This window comes from Propionibacterium freudenreichii subsp. freudenreichii (assembly GCF_000940845.1).
Taxonomy (GTDB): Bacteria; Actinomycetota; Actinomycetes; order Propionibacteriales; family Propionibacteriaceae; genus Propionibacterium; species Propionibacterium freudenreichii.
Map to the genome: position 1 here is coordinate 2,103,745 of NZ_CP010341.1, position 17,748 is coordinate 2,121,492.

Consider the following 17,748-nt stretch of genomic DNA (forward strand, 5'->3'; position numbering starts at 1 on the left):
GCCCACTCCACCGCGACACCGGACCCCGGTGCCGCATCCGGTGGATTGAGCCTCGACTACCGGGCGCACTCCGAGACCGGCCCGGTGCGACGCAACAACCAGGACTCGGCCTATGTGTCACCGACCATGCTGGTGGTCGCCGACGGCATGGGCGGGGCCGCTGCCGGCGACCTGGCCAGCTCGGTGGCCATCGCGGAACTGAAGCGCTCCGACGCGCCCAGGCCGCCCGACGAGATGCTCGAGGTGCTGGCCGGCGCCATGAATCGCGCCAACGACCGGCTGGCCGATCTCATCGCCTGGGACCACCAGCTCGACGGCATGGGCACCACGGTGTGCGGGGCCATGTACGGCCAGGGTGTGCTGCAGATGGTGCACATCGGCGATTCGCGCGCCTACCTGCTGCGCGACGGCGACCTGGCGCGCCTGACCCATGACGACTCGTGGGTGCAGTCGCTGGTGGACGACGGCAAGATCACCGAGGCCGAGGCGGCCGTGCACCCGCACCGCTCGCTGCTGCTCAAGGTGCTCAACGGCCAGCCGACCCACGATCCCGATTACCCGACGCTGGCGCTGCGTGCCGGCGATCGGCTCCTGTTCTGCTCCGACGGGCTGTGTGGGCTGGTCGATGACCAGCGGATGCGCGAGCTGATGCTGGGCCATCCGCTCGACCGGGCCGTCACCTCACTGGTCGACGCCGCCCACCGCGCCGGCGGCTACGACAACATCACCCTGATCCTGGCCGATGTCGTCCCCTTCGACCCGACGCTGCAGGCAGCCCCGCCGCAGACCCTGGGCGCGGCAGAGCACGTGGACATCCCCAAGGTGGCCCCCGCCGGGGTCCCCGGCGACAACGGCCCCACCGCGATCGTGCCGGCGGTCGACGCCGCCGGCGTCCCGGAACCCGGCGACCAGGCCGTCCCACCGGACGCTGCGGCTCCGGTGACAGGTGCCTCGGGGACCAGCGCCCCGATGGCAGGCACCGACACCGATGAGCGCATCCGCTACACGCCGATGACGCGCCGGCGTCGCCGCAAGTGGCCGTGGATCACCGCCATCGCGGTGGCCCTGGTGCTCATCGGCGGCGGCCTGTTCGGGGCCTACCACTATGTGACCACGCAGTTCTACATCGCCCCGGCCGGCGGCCAGGTGGCGATCTACAAGGGACTTCCCGACTCGGTGGTGGGCGTGCGGCTCGGCACCCTGGCCGAGCAGCACTCCACCCAGATCTCCGACCTCCCCAGCTACTACGCCGACCAGGTGCGCGGCCGCAGCATCCATGCGGGCTCGCTCGACCAGGCACGCAACCAGGCGAACTACCTCGATGAGGTGGCCTCCACCTGCGTGGCGACGCGTCAGGCGCGCAGTTCCGCCTCGGCCGCCGGCTCACCGCAGCCCTCCGCCGCCGTATCGGCGAGCGCGTCGGCAAGTGCCTCGGGCGGCGCCGGGTCCATCGGGGCACCGGTCAACACCGGGGATTGCCCATGAGCACCGAGACCCCGGTGGTTGTCTACCGCAAGCGCCGCGGCACCGAGCTGGCGCTGATCATCGTTGCCTCCCTGTTCGGCATCGGCGGGTTCGTGATCACCACCATCAACATGCATGGTGGCCTGCCGGCGGGCCTGATCGGCGTCTCCCTGGGTTGGCTGGCGCTGTGCGTGATCGCCCACCTGGCGGTGCGCATCCGCGCCCCCTACGCCGACCCGGTGATCCTGCCCTGCGTGATCGCGCTGAACGGCCTGGGCCTGGCGATGATCTACCGGCTCGACCAGGACCCCCCGGCGTCCACCCTGGTGAACGGCCAGTTGATGTGGACCGCGCTGGGCGTGCTGCTGTTCGTGGGCGTGCTGTTCGCCGTTCGCGACTACCGCAACCTGCAGCGCTACCCCTATGTGCTGTTCCTGCTGGGCCTGGTGCTGCTGCTGATGCCGCTGGTGCCCGGCCTGGCCTCAAAGGCCAATGCGCTCAACGGTTCCCAGATCTGGGTGAGCGTGGCCGGCATGAGCTTCCAGCCCGCCGAGGTCGCCAAGATCGTGCTGACCCTGGCCTTCGCGTCCTATCTGGCCGATCATCGTGACCTGCTGCAGCTGGCCGGCTTGACGATCGGACGCGTCCGCATCCCGCGTGGGCGCGACCTGCTGCCGATCATGGTGATGTGGGCCGCTGCGGTGGCGGTGATCGTCTTCGAGAACGACTACGGCACGGCCCTGCTGTTCTTCGGGCTGTTCGTGATGATGCTCTACGTGGCCACCAGCCAGATCCGCTGGGTGGTGATCGGGGGCGTGCTGTTCCTGATCGCCGCCGTGTTCGCGTTCAACTTCGTCGGCCACGTGCAGGTGCGCTTCGATTCCTGGCTGCATCCGTTCAGCGATCCCGAGCAGAACGGCCAGGTGATCTCGGCCCAGTACGGCATGGCATGGGGTGGCCTGTTCGGACGCGGCTGGGGACTGGGACGTCCCTCGCTGGTGCCGCTGGCGCAGAGCGACTTCATCGCCTCGGCGATCGGCGAGGAGCTGGGCCTCACCGGGCTGATGGCGCTGATCCTCATCTACGGGCTCATCGTGGCGCGCGGCCTGCGTGCGGCGCTGACCTCGTCGGACGTCTTCGGCAAGCTGCTCGCCGGCGGGCTCAGCTTCACCTTCGCGCTGCAGGTGTTCGCCATCATCGGCGGCGTCACCCGCCTGCTGCCGCTGACCGGACTCACCACGCCCTTCCTGTCGCAGGGCGGCACCTCGCTGGTGGCCAACTGGGTGATCGTGGCCGCCCTGATGCAGATCTCCCACGCCGGCAGGCGCCCGGCCGCGGCCGCGAGCAACCCCGATCCCGACATGGAATCGGCCCCCACCGCCATGATCGGAAGGGTGGAGCCATGAACAAGTCACTGCGTGGGGTGAGCCTGATCGCCGCCATCATGTTCCTGGCGTTGCTGGTGAATGCCACCTTCAACTACGGCTTCCGCTCCAAGGGCCTCAACGACGACCCGAGCAACCGGCGCGTCACCGATTCGCAGTTCAACACCGACCGCGGTTCGATCCTGGCGAGCAATACGCCGATCGCCCAGAGCGTGGCGGTGAGCGGCAACCGCTTCAGCACCCAGCGCACCTATTCCAATGGCGCGCTGTACGCCCCGGTGACCGGCTTCTACTCCTATATCTACGGACGCACCGGGCTGGAGCAGAGCTACAACTCGCAGCTGTCGGGCCAGGACGATTCCCAGTTCTTCAGCCGCATGATCGACGAGGCCACCGGCAAGAATCCGCAGGGTGCCACCGTGCAGACCACCATCAACCCCGCCGTGCAGCAGGCCGCCTCGGACGCGCTGGGTGGACGCACCGGTGCCGTGGTGGCCTATGACTACACCACCGGCGCCATCCTGGGCTGGGTCACCTCCCCCAGCTACGATCCCTCGCAGCTGTCCAGCGTCGACCTGCCGGCCACCCAGACCGCATGGCAGAACCTGGTCGGCGACCCGTCGAACCCGATGAGCGACCGCGCCACCCAGCAGATCTATCCGCCGGGATCGACCTTCAAGCTCGTGGTGGCCTCGGCCGCACTGGAGAACGGCAAGAGCGCCGCCTCCACCGTGTCGTCGCCGGTGACGCTGCCGCTGCCCAACACCAACCGCGTGCTGCCCAATGCAGTGAACTGCGGTGGCTCCACGTCAACCATTGACCATGCGCTGACGGTGTCGTGCAACACCGCCTTCGCCAACCTCGGCATGGAGCTGGGCGCCGACAAGATCCGCGCCCAGGCCGACAAGTTCGGCTTCGAGTCGCCGTTCACCGGCGACTTCACCTCGGCCACCAGCACCTTCCCCGCCCAGCTCGACGCCTCGCAGCTCGCGATGAGCTCGATCGGCCAGTACGACGTCTCGGCCACTCCCCTGCAGATGGCGGTGGTGGCCGGCGCGCTGGCCAACGACGGCAACCTCATGCAGCCCTATGTGGTCAGCGAGGTGCGCGACCGCAACCTCAATGTGCTCACCAAGCACGATCCGCAGTCCCGCGGCAATGCGGTGAGCAAGGAGACCGCGGCGTCGATGCAGAACATGATGGTGCACGTGGTGCAGTCCGGCACCGGCACCGCCACCCAGATCGCCGGCCAGACGATCGGTGGCAAGACCGGCACCGCCGAGAACCTGCCGGGGGCCTCGGACTATTCGTGGTTCGCCGGCTTCGACAAGGAGCACCACGTCGCCCTGTCGGTGTTCCTGGCCAACCCGAACCAGGCCGGATCGGCCACCGGGAATGCCACCGTGGCCGCCAAGCGCGTCTTCCAGGCGGTGCAGTCGTGAGATATTCACAGGTATTGCCTGCGCTGCGAGGGCAAAGGCCCGCCCCGCACCCGACGACTGCCCGACCCACTGCCCCGAAAGGAGCATCCGCATGACCGACTCACCCATCGTGCTCGGCGATCGCTATGAGTTGCGCAGCGTCATCGGACGCGGCGGCATGGCCGAGGTGTGGCAGGCCCGTGACCTGCGCCTGGGCCGCGAGGTGGCCGTCAAGCGCCTGCGCGCCGACCTGGCCACCGATCCCACCTTCCAGACCCGCTTCCAGCGTGAGGCCCAATCGGCCGCCGGCCTGAACCATCCCAATATCGTGTCGGTCTACGACACCGGCAGCCAGGAGGACTCCGCCACCGGCGTGATGCGCCCCTACATCGTCATGGAGCTCGTGAGCGGCCACACGCTGCGCGAGATCCTGCACGAGGGACGCACCATCGTGCCCGCGAAGGCACTCGAATACACCGCCGGCGTGCTCGACGCGCTGAGTTTCTCGCACAAGCACGGCATCATCCATCGCGACATCAAGCCCGCCAATGTGATGATCACCCCGTCGGGCCAGGTCAAGGTGATGGACTTCGGCATCGCCCGGGCCGTCGCCGACACCTCCGCGACGATGACCCAGACCGCCGCCGTGATCGGCACGGCGCAATACCTGTCGCCCGAGCAGGCCCGCGGCGAGACCGTCGATTCGCGCTCCGACATCTATTCGGCCGGCTGCCTGCTCTACGAGCTGCTCACCGGGCGTCCCCCGTTCATCGGCGATTCACCGGTGGCCGTGGCGTACCAGCATGTGCGCGAGCAGCCGGTGCCGCCCAGCCGGCTCGATCCGGAGGTCACCCCCGACATCGACGCGATCGTGTTGAAGTCGCTGGAGAAGGACCCCAACGACCGCTACCAGACCGCCGCCGAGATGCGTGACGACATCCTGCGCGTGCTCAACGGCGAGGCGGCCACTGGCGCCACCGCCGTGGTGCCGGCACCCTTCGCGATGCCGTCGGCCACCGACGCCACCACCGTGCTGCCCTCGGCCTCCCAGCCGCTCAGCGCACCGACCACGCCACCGCGTCGGGCCGTCGAGGCCCCGCGTGCGCCCAAGAAAAAGAAGAAGCGCCGGGTCAGTGCGCCCACCGCGCTGTTGATCGGCCTCCTGGTGATCCTGCTCACCGTGATGGGCGTGGTGCTGTTCCGGATGAACTCCGATTCGAACAAGGCCACCCCCGATACGACGGTGCCGGCGGTGATCGGGTTCTCCGAGGACCAGGCCACCTCGACCATCCGCAATGCCAAGCTCGACCCGAAGGTGGAGCACCAGTCCGGCCCGGCCGACACCAAGGGACGCGTGGTCGCCACCGACCCGGGTGCCAGCACCACGGTGGCCGTGGGGTCCACGGTGACGGTGAAGATCAATGACGGCCCGGCGGCCACCAGGCTGCCCGATGTGCGCGGCAAGACGGAGGACGTGGCCCGCCAGATGCTCACCTCGGCCGGGTTCACCGCCATCGCCACGAAGGACGCCAGCGAGTCCCAGGAGGGCACCGAGAGCGCCGCCGGCACCATCGTGGCCACCGACCCCAGCGCCGGCGCCACCGTCGATCCCGCCAGCCCGATCACCCTGTACCGCGCCACCGGACGCTCGTCGGTGCCCGATGTGAGCAGCCTAGGGGTGAGCGCCGATGCCGCGATCAAGTTGTTGTCGCAGGCCGGATTCCACAATGTGAAGTCCACCCCCGTCGCGCAGTGCCAGAGCGGCATCGTGTGCGAGCAGACACCGACTGCCGGCACGTCGTATCTGCGCACCGACCAGGTGAACATCCTGGTGGGCCAGATCGTCTCGCCCAGCCCCTCGCCGTCACTGACCCCCTCGCCGTCACGTTCGAGTTAGCCGACGGCGCTAGGGTCATGGTTCCCACCGGAATTTCCCGGCGGACGCGCACGGGCACCACTGGCAGGGTCCACCTGCCACGTCCCGATGGATTCCACACAGCGATTTGCGGGAGAATGACAACGTGAGCAACGACGATGCCACCGGCCGCCCGCCGGTCCGCCCGGGCGACCAGCCGTCCCCCGACGCAGGTGACCAGCCGGCCTCCGGCGCGGGTGTCCAGCCGGCCTCCGACGGGCAGGGCGCCGACGCCACACCGGCGAGCGGCACGCGTCCCGACCTCCCGGCCACTGACGCCCCCGCAGCCGCCTCCGGCACCACCGCTGGCCAGCCCCGGCCCACCGAGCCCTCGACCACCGGTCCTGCTGCCGCCAGCCCTGGCGCCGGCGGTCCTGTGACCAGCGGCAAGGGTGCCGACGACACGGGCACCGACGACATCGCCCATGAGACGCCGATCGCCACGCTCCAGGACGGCCGCTACCGTCTCGTCGAGCGGGTGGGAGCCGGCTCGATCGGGCAGGTGTGGCGCGCCTACGACGCCACGCTGCAGCGCGAGGTGGCCGTCAAGACCGTCAACCTGGCCATGAGCGCCGATCCGGCGACCGGCGCCCGCTTCCGCCGCGAGGCCGTCGCCACCGCGGGGCTGGACCATCCCAATGTGGTGCAGATCTACGACTCGGGCGTCGACGGGCACACCGCGTTCATCGTCATGGAGTTCCTGCACGGGCCCAACCTGCAGACCGTGGTCAACCAGGAGGGGCCCATCCCCTATGCCGTGGCCGTGCCGCTGCTGGCGCAGGTGGCCGCCGGGTTGGGTGCTGCCCACGCGATCGGCGTGACGCACCGCGACGTGAAGCCGGCCAATGTGGTGCTGGCCACCAAGTCGCTGCACTCGACGCCCAAGATCGTCGACTTCGGGATCGCCCGGCTGAACGACCAGCAGGGCACCTCGCTGACCAGCACGATGACCGCCATCGGCTCGGCGGCCTATATGTCACCCGAGCAGGCCTCCGGCAACCGGGTGAGCCAGGCCTCCGACATGTATTCGTTCGGCTGCCTCATCACCACCGTGCTCACCGGACGTCCGCCCTTCCCGGGCGAGTCACCCATCGCGGTGGCGCGTGCCCAGGTGTACGACACGCCGACGCCACTGCGCCAGCTGCGCGCCGACACCCCCGAGGCGCTCGAGACGCTGGTGACCGCGCTGTTGTCGAAGGACCCGGCCGGGCGTCCCAATGCGCGCCAGACCGAGCAGGCGCTGCGTGCCATCGACAGCAACGCCGCCGACGCCCAGAAGGTCGTCACCTCGCTGATCCCCGTGACGCCGGCCACCAATGGCAATGCGCCCACCGTGGCGATTGCCGGTGCGGCTCCGGCGCCGACCACCCCGAGCGAACGCACCACGCTGATCGACGCCACGAACACCACGGCTCCCGCCACGGGTGCCCCGGCGGGGGCAAGCACCGACGACGCCATCTCCACGAGTTCGACGCGTCCGGTGGTGCGTCGTCCGGCCGATGCATCCGATGCCGCCGCGGCGAACAAGCAACGCCAACGCAGCCAGCGCGTCCGCAGGATCTTGCTGGCGCTGATCATCATCGTGATCCTCATCGGTGCGGTCTGGTTCGCCTTCGCCGAGCGCGGCCGCGACACCGCGCCGGCCCCGAGCACCACCGTCACCATGACCACGACGCCAAGCCCGAGCGCCACGGCGAGCTACAGCAACACCAGCGAGCCCACGTACAGCCAGACCTATGCTCCGGCCACCACCTATGCCCCCTCGGCGACCACCCAGCCGACGCAACCGGCGGCGACGGTCACCGAGACCCAGCCTGCGGCGACCGTGACCACGACGGCCAGTCCCCAGGCGCAGACCTCGCCCGCTGCGGGCAATTGAAGTGCTGGGGGCGCTGCGTCCCCAAGCACGCTGGGTTGATCCGAAGTTGATGGGCCGGCGTTGATTGCCCGGGCATGACTGCCACGCGGGCTGGCCTACTGGTCAGGGCTTGCCTGCTGAAAGGGCCTGCCTGCTGGTCAGGATTGGCCACGTGTCAGGCCCCACGGGCGGCCGCCGGGCCCATCGGCCCGGGCGCACCCGCGGGAGGGCCCGTCCCTAGAGGTCGCGCGCTGCGGGGCTGCCGGCCTCGCCGACGAAGCCCTGCGGGGTGGCATATCCGGCACGGTCGTAGGCGTCGCTGACGGCGTGCAGCAGCTCATCGCCCCTGCCCCGTGGCATGACGGCCAGCACGCAGCCGCCGAAGCCGCCACCCACCAGTCGGGCGCCCCAGGCGCCGGCGGCCAGCGCGGTGTCCACGGCCAGGTCGACCTCGGGCACGCTCACCTCCAGGTCGTCGCGCATCGAGTAGTGGGCGGTGGTCATGGCCTGCGCAACGGCCCGCCAGTCGCCGGCCTCCAGGTCGTCGGCCATGCGCACGCCGCGGGCGTTCTCGGTGACCACATGGCGCAGCCGCTTGGCCAGTGTGGGGTCGTTCAGCCGACGGATGGCCTCGGGCAGGCCGGCCTCGTCGATGCGGCGCAGGTAGTCCACGCCGAGCATCCGGGCGATCTGCTCGCATTCGGCACGGCGATTGCCGTAATGGCCCGCTGACAAGGAGTGACGCGTGCCGGTGTCAATGATGTAGACCTCAACGCCGGCGTCCTGCGGCAGATAGGGCACCGGACGCAGCACGTCGGTGAGGAAGTCGATGAGCAGGGCATGTCCCCTGCTCCCGCGCAGCGCCGAGGTCTGGTCGACCCCGCCGGTGGGTGCCAGCGCGATCTCGTTCTCAGCGGTCTGGCAGGCGACGGCGAGTTGCTTGCGTCCGGCATCATCGGCCAGCAGGCCGAGGCCGAACAGGTCCGACGCAGCGGCGGCCGCCGAGCACTCGAGCGCCGCCGAGCTCGACAGTCCCGCCCCGATCAACAGCGTGGATCCGATCACCATGTCGACGCCACGCACCGGATGCCCGGCCTGGCGCAATGCCCACAGCACGCCGGCCGCATAGGCGCCCCAGCCCCCGGGCCGTTCGGCATCCACGGCGGACAGCTCCACGTCCACATCGCCCTCGATGTTGAGGGAGACCAGGCGGATGCGCTCGTCGTCGCGGGCCCGGGCCGCCACGAAGGTGCGCGCGTCAAGCGGCACGGGCAGGCAGAAGCCACGGTTGTAGTCGGTGTGCTCGCCCATCAGGTTGAAGCGACCCGGCGCAGACCAGACACCGGTGGGACGTGCATTGAAGTGCTGCGGGAAGATCTCCGCCATGCCCTGGGCGTCCACGTCAGCGGCACCCCCGGATATGACACGAGCTGATGGGACGCGAACCGATGGGACGCGAGCTGATGGGACACCGGGCAGGGTGACTGTGCTGGGTCGTCATGGGCTCTACTTTCTCACATGGCTCCGGGCCATCCGCAGCTTCCGGGGCGTCCGGACCAGCCGAGAATAGTTGACTCAGCCGTTGATCGATCGCACGTCGACCAATCCGGGCACCCGGCGACGCAGCTGGTGCTCCAGCCTCTGGTGCATGGTGATCACGGCTGCGGGGCACCCGCGGCAGGCCCCCGACATCTTCACGGTGACCACGCCGTCCTGTACCCCGGCCAGGGCGATGTGACCACCGTGGGCGCGGGCGATATCGCCGATCGGGCCCTCGATGAGTTCGTCGGCGCACACGCCCAGGGCGTCATCACCGCTGAGGACGCGCGCATCCGCGGCGCCCACCCAGGCATCGGTGTGCCCCAGCGCCCGCATCAGGGCGCGGCGCACCACCGGTCCCAGTTCGGCCCAGTCGCTCCCCGGGGCCAGGGTCACCAACAGGGTGTCGGGGCCCACGACCACGCGCGACACGCGATCGGCCAGCAGATCGTCGAGTCCGGGCGCGGAGGCCAGGGTGCCGGCGAAAGGAAGGATGTGGTGCGAGACCACCCACCGCAGGGTGGCGGGATCGTCGGTGGCCTCGGGGTGCAGCGCAATGACCCCGGGAGGCGTGGCCGAACTCGGGTCGCGCAGTGGTGGACAGTCCATCCGCCCGCCGGCCGGGCCTGCCTGACGTGAGCCGGCGTCGGGGCGTGGGGCGGGTGACTGCCCCGCGCGCGCCATCAGCTGCTCAAGACCGGAGGATGGCCCCGCAGCCACCCCGACAGACACGGGACCACCCCGTCCACGGCCCGTGGGGACCCTGGAAGCGGGGTGGTGCCGGTGCGAGAACATTGTGCGAACCTTCATCTAGGTGACCAACAGCGTGATCGTGTGGCCGATGAAGGCCATCACCCACGCCAGGACGAACATGTATCCGAACGCAATCGAGGGCCACTTCCATCCCCCGGATTCCCGCTTCATGATCGCCACCGTCGACAGGCACTGCAGGGCGAAGGCGAAGAACAGGATCAGTGCCACGGTGGTGGCGGGGGTGAAGACCTTCTGGCCCTCGCTGGGACCCTGGGTGTAGGTCCAGCCCTCCAACTGGCTGGCCACGTCATCGGTGGCCTCGGGGTCACTGGACGCCGCCATCTGGCCCAGCGACGAGACGGCAACCTCGCGGGCGGCCAACGAGCCCATCAGCGCCACGTCAATGCGCCAGTCGAAGCCGAGCGGCTCGAAGACGGGCTCGACGAAGCGGCCCACATGGCCGGCCACCGAGTTCTCCATGGTGTAGGCGCTGACCGCCACGGCATCGCCCGGATCGACGCCGGCCGCCGACAGCTGCTCGTCAGAGCGCATCGGGAAGGTCGTCAGGGCCCAGATCACGATCGTGGCAGCCATGATGATGGTGCCGGCCTTGCGCAGGAACGCCTTGGTGGGCTCCCACATGGCGATGCCCACGGAGCGCGGGGTGGGCACGCGGTAGGGCGGCATCTCCATGTAGAACGGCAGCACGGCGCCGGAGCGGTCGGTGATCTTCTTGACCACCCAGGCGGCGGTCATGGCGGCCACGCCACCCAGCAGGTACAGCAGGAACATCGTGATGCCCTGCCAGCTGACCGGTCCGAGCTTCGCCTCGCTGGGCACGAGCATGCCGACGAGCAGCAGGTAGACGGGCAGCCGGGCCGAGCAGGTGGCCAGCGGCACGCCGAGCATCGTGGCGATGCGGTCCTTCGACGACGGGATGGTGCGGGTGGCCATCACGCCGGGGATGGCGCAGGCGAACGACGAGAGCACCGCCACGAAGGCGCGTCCCTCAAGGCCTGCCTTGCTCATCACCTTGTCCATCAGGAAGGCGGCGCGGGACATATAGCCCACCGCGTCGAGCAACGCGAGGATCAGGTACATCAGCAGGATCTGGGGCACGAAGGTGAGCACCGAGCCGACGCCGCCCAGGATGCCGTCACCGAGCAGGCCGCCGAGCACCGGATTGGAGATGTGCTCGTCGACCAACCCGCCCAGGTAGCCGAAGAAGGTGTCGATCGCGTCCTGCAGCGGGGCCGCCCAGGTGAACAGCGCCTGGAAGAACAGGAACATCACCGCGAAGAAGATGATGGTGCCCCACACCGGGTGCAGCAGCACCTTGTCGATCTTCTCGGTGCGCGAGTCGGGGTTGGGACCCTCGTAGCCGGCGCTGGCCAGGATCGAGTCCACCCACCCGGCGAGCTCTGCCGGATCGGCCGGCGGGTCGATCGGCGGACGCGACCAGTCCTGCCATTCGGTGAGCGTCTTGCGCAGCTCGGGGATGCCGATGCCACGGTTGGCCACGACGGCGACCACCGGGATGCCCAGTGCCTTCGACAGGCCCTCGATGTCGAGCACGCCACCGCGACGGCGCAGTTCATCGGTCATCGTGACGGCCAGGGCCGTCGGCTTGTGGCGCGGCAGTACCTCGCTGAGCAGCAACAGCGACCGACGCAGCGCGGTGGAATCGGCCACCACGAGCAGGGCGTCGGGTTCCCCCACGCCCTCGAGCTTGCCGTTGAGCATGTCGGAGACGACCTGCTCGTCGGGCGAGATGGGCGTCAGCGAGTACGAGCCGGGCAGGTCCTCGATGTTGTAGGTGTGGTCGTGCACCTTCATCACGCCGCGGGTGCGCGAGACGGTGACGCCGGGATAGTTGCCGGTCTTGGCATGAAGGCCGGTCAACCGGTTGAACACTGACGTCTTGCCACCATTCGGCGAACCGATGAGGGCAATCTGCGCAGTGCCACTCGGTGCCGGGGCACCTGGTGTTGAGTGACGAGAGGCGTCAACGACCGAAGACATGAAAATGGGCTCCCAATGACGGGTTGAGGCGGATGCGGACGGCGCGGATCCGGGCAGGACGGCACCGCCGACTGGCGTTCGGACGGTTTCGTCCGAGGTGGGATTGCGGCCCATCGACTCGGGGTCGGGCCGCTCAAGGAGGCGGCCCACTGCTGGAGGCAATGGGCCGCGGGGTGAATCAGGCGACGATGGCTTCGGCGTCGGCAACGACCTGGGCGGCATCATCGGGGATGCGCACGTAGATCATGTCGGCCTGGGCCTCGCGCAGGCACATCTGGGCGTCGCAGACGCGGAACACCATGGGACCGCTGAGCGGCGCCTGGCGAATCAGGCAGACCTCGCGGCCGCAGTCGAAGCCGAGCAGCTGGAGGCGATGGGTGATCGACTCGTCAGCCTCTTCGTCGAGGCGACAGATCACGCCGACGTCGCCGGCATGCAGATTGCTCAGCGGCACGATCTTGGAACCCACGGTCTCGAAGGACGCGACGGCTTGCGTGGTCTCGGCGGTGAACTCATCGGGAACGACTCTGGCTGACATATCGAAGCTCCTCAGTACCGGGCTCCATCACCCGGCTCAAGTGGCGACCTGGCCGGCGTGAGGGGGTTTATTCCCGATCCGTGCAACCAAGCTGTTCACATCTAGCTTACTTAGGCATGCCTAAGCTAACACAGCGGAAGGGGTGACACCAGCGGGGGGTCCATTTATTCCATCAGGTGGTCATCGTTTTCCTGACGACCCGGGTTTGCGTCACCATCGCGCATCGGTGGACCAGGCCCGGCGACCCCTGCGCAGCCGCCCGGACGCCCCATTCACAGGCCCCGGACATGGCGCACCTAAGAAGGTGCACAGAAGGTGCTGAGAACCCTCTTAGATACCCCGGTTCGGACAGGACGCGGCCATATGATCGACGACAGTAGGACACGACCCACCCCGGTGCGCCTGAGTCCCCCACCCCTGAGCAGAAAGAGGTACCCGGTGCACAAATGGCGCACCCCGTTGATCCTGACCGTTGTCACCTGCATCGTGGTTCTGGGCGGCTGGTGGGGATGGCGGGCGTTCATGCATCCGGAAGCGAATGTGCCGCCGTGCGTCTCCCAGTCCGCCAGCCAGCTGAGCACCAGCCAGGTGCAGCTGCGCGTGATCAATGCGGGCACCGTGCGTGGACGGGCCAATGAGGTTGCCGGCATCATGCGCGCCCAGGGCTTCGTGGTCGCCTCCACCGGGAATGCCAGTCCCTCGCCGTCATCGCAGGCCACGCCGGCGCCGGGCGTCACCGTGCCGGTGACCATCGTCGGCACCAGCACCGAGGACCCCGAGGTGCAGCTCGTGGCAGGCTTCTTCCCCGGGGCCACCGTGACCGCCGACGGACGCCCCGACCATCGCGTCGACGTGATCGTCTCCGACACCTCGGCCATGCCGTTGCAGAGCGCCGAGCGCACCGTGCCGATCCCCAATGGCGTGATCTGCCTGCCCGCCGGCGCGGCCAGCACCGGCAACTGATCAACGCCCTGCCGTTCCCTCGCGACACCCTGCCAACCCGGCCGCACCCCCCACCCTGCCAGCCGGGCGACGACGGGGCAGCTACTGGGCGGTGCCGGCCTGCTTGTCGGCCTGGGCCTGCAGCCGTCGTGCCTGTGCATGGGCCCGCCGTTGGGCCCGCGTCCAGCGACGACCGCCGCGATGCCACATCGCCAGGCGTCCCCCACGCCCCAGGTCGGTGAGGCGGCGTTCCACCTTGTCGCGAACATTGGCCGGCGTCACCACCAGCACCTCGTCGCCCTTGAGCAGCGTGGTGTGGCCATCGGGTGAGAAGGATTCGTCACCGCGGATGATGAGCGCCACGATCGCATTGGGCGGCAGCCGCAGTTCGCGCACGGCCACCCCAGCCAGCTTCGAACCGGCGGGGATGTTCACCTGCAACAGGTCGGCGCGGCGTTCCTCGAACGGCGCCACCTCGATGTCCACGTCGGTGGCGGCATAGGGGTTCTCCAGCCCCAGCCCGCGGGCGACGATCGGCAACGAGGGCGCCTGGACGAGCGTCGAGACGATCACGAAGATCACGATGATGTCGAACAGCTCGTCGGCCTTGGGCATCTGGGAGGCAAGCGGCACGGTGGCGAGGATGATCGGCACGGCCCCGCGCAGGCCGGCCCAGCTGAGGAAGGTCTGTTCGCGCCAGGGCACGTGGAACCAGACCACCGAGACGAAGACCGCGGCCGGGCGCGCGAACAGGCTGATCACCGCCACCAGCAGCAGCCCGATCAGCACATCGTGCAAGGTGATCCTGGACGGCTCGATGAGCAGCCCGAGCATCACGAACAGGCCGATCTGGGCCACCCAGCCGATGCCCTCCGCGAAGGAGCGGGTGGCGTGGCGGTGTGGCAGTTGTGCGTTGCCGAGGATCATCGCGCAGACGAACACGGCGGCGAAGGCCGAGCCGTGGGCCAGCTCGCCGAGCCCATAGGTGAACACGATCCAGGCCATCGTCGCCAGTGGGTACAGGCCTGAGGCGGGCAGGGAGAGGCGCTTCATGATCTGCACGCCGAGCCAGCCCATCACGATGCCGAGCAGGACGCCGGAGGCCAACTCGAGCACCACGGTGCCGGCCAGCCCGATCACACCGCCGGCGGGCTGCACGCCGATCGCATAGTTGGTGCCGGCGATCACCAGCAACACGGTGGGGGCGTCGTTGAAGCCGGACTCCGCCTCGAGCGCGGCGCGCACGGTGGGCGGCAGGGGCACCGCGCGCAATACCGCGAACACCGCAGCGGCATCGGTGGGCGCCACGACGGCGCCGAACAGGAAGGCCACGGATCGGGGCAGGCCGAGCACGAAGTACCCGAACAGGCCCACCACGGCAATGGTGACCAGCGATCCGACCGTGGCCAGCATGAGCCCCATGCCCAGCACGGGCTTCACCGACGACCACTTGGTGGTGAGGCCGCCCTCGGCCAGGATCAGCACCAGGGCGGCGAAGCCGAGGTTGTGCGCCATGGTGGCGTCGCTGAAGTCAATGCCCAGCCCACTGGAGCCCAGGCCGATGCCCACGAACAGGAAGAGCAGCAGCGCGGGTACGCCGGCACGGGAGCCGAGGCGCGCGGCCGCCACGGCCACCAATGCCACGGCGGAGCCCAATAAGAGCGTCAGGTCAAAAGCTGACATGGGCCCCCTCCGGAATTACTTGGACTTCTCGTCGAGCTGGGCCTTGATCTGGGCCAGGTATTCGGGGGTCAGGGCACGCATCGGCTCTGTGGGCCAGTCGGCCATCGGCACGCCCTCGGTGTGACGGGCCTGTGGGCGGGCGTAGCGGGGCACGTAGTGCTCGCCGCCCTCGTCGGGGTCATCGAAGCCGGCAAGCCAGGCGGCGGTCTCGGGATCGAGCACGCCGACGGTCTTGTCCTGCGCGGTCTTGTTCCCCACGGTGGCCTGCATCGACGTGGGGGCCGTCCCGTCCTGGTGGACATCGGGTGCCGACGCCGGGGCGGCGTCGTGCCCGGATGGGATGCGCGGTGTTGTCTCGGGGCCGGCCGGGGCCGTGTCGTGGCGCGGGGCGGCGAAGTGCCACTGGCCCAGCGCCCTTTCGATGACATCGGCCATTGCCGGGTCAAGCGGCGCCAGCTTGGCGCCCTTGGGCACCAGTGCCGCCGAGGCGTAGCCATTGGGCTGCTTGGGGGCGGCGTCGGTGGGCATCACCCACAACGTGGGGTGCTTTCCGGGCTGCACTCCGGCGTCGACGATCTGGTCGGCGTCCAGTGCCCACGGCGAATGCCCCTGGTTCGAGATGCCTGCCTCGCTGACCCGCACCACGAAGCGCAGGTGGCGCAGCATGACGAATCCCACCACGAGCTCGGCCAGCGCAAGCACCAGCCACAGGGATGCCTGCAGGGAGGTGCTGAAGCGCCACCACAGGAAGGCGATGCCGATCAGCACCACGCCGACGACGAAGGAGAAGATGGCCAGCGGCAGCGAACGACGCACGCGCGTGGTCGATTCCAACCCCACGAAGTCATCACTGGAGGCGTCGGCTTCCGGGGCGTCGGCGGCAGCCGCCAGCACGGGCGCCACAAGCTCTGGTCGCTGGCTGGACGCATCGTCGGGTGCCGGTTGCGTTGCGGGCTCCTCCGCCTCCGGGACGTCCGCGCCGGCCTCGTCGGAGGCGGCGGGTCCATCGTCGGATGCGGCATCCGCCATGGCGGAATCGTCGGGCGTCGGCTCGCTCCCGGCGGCCTCGCCATCCGTATCCGCAGCTTTCGTATCCGCAGCTTCCGCGTCCGCACCATCCTCGTCCGCAGCTTCCGTATCTGCAGCCTCCGGTGACTGGGCCTGCGATGTCACGGAGTCGACGGCGTCGGGGGCCTGCTCGAGTTCGGGCTCATCGTCCTGCGGCTCGAGTTCGGAATCCTGGTCGGCCGCGGCAAGTTTGGGTTCCGGCGAGGCAGCGTCGAGCGCGGGCTCCCCAGCGGGCGCGGGCAGCTCAGCCTGCGTGGCCGGTTCGGCCGGCTCGGGTGTGCCGGCGGGCTGGCTGTCCTCGGGCTGGGCGCTGTCCGGTTGGGCGTCGCCGCTCCGGGCGTCGTCAGACGGCTCATCGAGCTCGGGCTCCTGAGGGGCGGCGTCCAGCTCGGCCTCGGGCCCGGGGCCCTCAAGTTCAGGTGCTCCGGCCTGCGACGACTGGTCGTCGATCGCGGCCATCTGCGTCAGGGTCGATGCGGCATCGTTCTGGTCGGGCTGGGGGTGGTCGGCGTCCTCGGAGATCGCCTGGGCGATGACGGCCCGGGAGCCGTCGTCCCCCGTCGTCGCTTCCCCGGTGGCGTCTTCACCGTGGTCACCGTCGGGGACGTCACTGGTCGCAGCTGCGGAGTCGGTGGCCGGGGATACGTCCGTATCCGGCACGGAACCCGCGGGGATGTGGTCTGGATCGCCGGCAGCGATGTGGTCGGGATTGCCGGCAGCGTTGCCGGGGCCCTTGGCGGGCTGATCGGCGCCCCCCTCGCTGACCGCCGGGGAAACGGCGTCGTCGGCGCGCACCTCAGCGTCAGGGGTCGCCTGCGCTGCGGCCTTCTTCCTGGACTTCCTGCCGAACATCTGCCCTCCTTCCGACGACTCATCAACCGATTGCGCCCCCCGAGGGGAAACGCATGGGACACGCCATCATGGTGGGTGGACGGCCCGCGCGCCTCGCCAGCGGGCAGGCAGTATTGTGTGCCGCCGGCTCAACGCCCGACCAGACTACCGGATTGCGACCTACGCCCGCGGCGGCTCTGAAACGCGCAGACACGCCGACCAGTGACCTCACTGATGCGCTATGAGGCCCGCACAGGCCTCCCACAAGGCCGGGAACGTGCCCGTCCTGCCGAACGACCGGGCTCCGGAAACAGCAGAAACCCCCGGCA

12 protein-coding genes are annotated in these 17,748 nt (G+C 69.4%); 6 read left to right on the forward strand and 6 right to left on the reverse strand.

Features of this window, described 5'->3' with window-relative positions:
* Positions 1–45: 45 nt before the first annotated feature.
* From RM25_RS09210 to RM25_RS11995, 5 genes are all read left to right on the forward strand, one after another.
* Positions 46–1,485 carry a PP2C family protein-serine/threonine phosphatase gene (locus RM25_RS09210; protein ID WP_048735396.1) on the forward strand — a complete coding sequence of 480 codons (1,440 nt, stop codon included), beginning with the start codon at positions 46–48 and terminating at the stop codon, positions 1,483–1,485.
* Entirely contained in the window at positions 1,482–2,870 is a 1,389-nt protein-coding gene (locus tag RM25_RS09215) for an FtsW/RodA/SpoVE family cell cycle protein (protein ID WP_036943234.1), read from the forward strand. The genes RM25_RS09210 and RM25_RS09215 overlap by 4 nt, the downstream gene beginning before the upstream one ends.
* Positions 2,867–4,291 carry a peptidoglycan D,D-transpeptidase FtsI family protein gene (locus RM25_RS09220; RefSeq protein WP_013161802.1) on the forward strand — a complete coding sequence of 475 codons (1,425 nt, stop codon included), beginning with the start codon at positions 2,867–2,869 and terminating at the stop codon, positions 4,289–4,291. The genes RM25_RS09215 and RM25_RS09220 overlap by 4 nt, the downstream gene beginning before the upstream one ends.
* A gap of 91 nt (positions 4,292–4,382) precedes the next feature.
* Complete coding sequence (gene pknB, locus RM25_RS09225) at positions 4,383–6,167, forward strand: Stk1 family PASTA domain-containing Ser/Thr kinase (protein WP_044636358.1); 1,785 nt, start codon at positions 4,383–4,385, stop codon at positions 6,165–6,167.
* A 124-nt stretch (positions 6,168–6,291) separates the two neighbouring features.
* A complete protein-coding gene (locus tag RM25_RS11995; RefSeq protein ID WP_013161804.1) occupies positions 6,292–8,064 on the forward strand; it encodes a serine/threonine-protein kinase in 1,773 nt (590 codons plus the stop codon).
* Between the two features lie 216 nt (positions 8,065–8,280).
* Here the strand turns inward: RM25_RS11995 and galK are convergent, their stop codons facing one another.
* From galK to RM25_RS09250, 4 genes are all read right to left on the reverse strand, one after another.
* Complete coding sequence (galK, locus tag RM25_RS09235) at positions 8,281–9,429, reverse strand: galactokinase (RefSeq protein WP_080774600.1); 1,149 nt, start codon at positions 9,427–9,429, stop codon at positions 8,281–8,283.
* Between the two features lie 189 nt (positions 9,430–9,618).
* On the reverse strand, positions 9,619–10,191 hold the full coding sequence (locus RM25_RS09240; protein ID WP_013161806.1) for a NifU family protein: 573 nt from the start codon (positions 10,189–10,191) through the stop codon (positions 9,619–9,621).
* 201 nt (positions 10,192–10,392) lie between these two features.
* A complete protein-coding gene (feoB, locus tag RM25_RS09245) occupies positions 10,393–12,279 on the reverse strand; it encodes a ferrous iron transporter B (protein ID WP_036943342.1) in 1,887 nt (628 codons plus the stop codon).
* Between the two features lie 256 nt (positions 12,280–12,535).
* Positions 12,536–12,826, reverse strand: coding sequence for a FeoA family protein (locus RM25_RS09250; protein WP_036943338.1), 291 nt, complete (start codon positions 12,824–12,826; stop codon positions 12,536–12,538).
* A 432-nt stretch (positions 12,827–13,258) separates the two neighbouring features.
* Between RM25_RS09250 and RM25_RS09255 the strand changes: the two genes are divergently transcribed.
* The gene (locus RM25_RS09255) at positions 13,259–13,858 is read left to right on the forward strand and encodes a LytR C-terminal domain-containing protein (RefSeq protein WP_080713614.1); all 600 of its coding nucleotides are present in this window, start codon (positions 13,259–13,261) and stop codon (positions 13,856–13,858) included.
* Between the two features lie 81 nt (positions 13,859–13,939).
* Here RM25_RS09255 and RM25_RS09260 read toward each other — a convergent pair whose 3' ends face one another.
* A complete protein-coding gene (locus tag RM25_RS09260) occupies positions 13,940–15,520 on the reverse strand; it encodes a potassium/proton antiporter (RefSeq protein WP_044636361.1) in 1,581 nt (526 codons plus the stop codon).
* 15 nt (positions 15,521–15,535) lie between these two features.
* On the reverse strand, positions 15,536–17,440 hold the full coding sequence (locus RM25_RS12000; protein WP_052809177.1) for a hypothetical protein: 1,905 nt from the start codon (positions 17,438–17,440) through the stop codon (positions 15,536–15,538).
* Positions 17,441–17,748 lie beyond the last annotated feature (308 nt).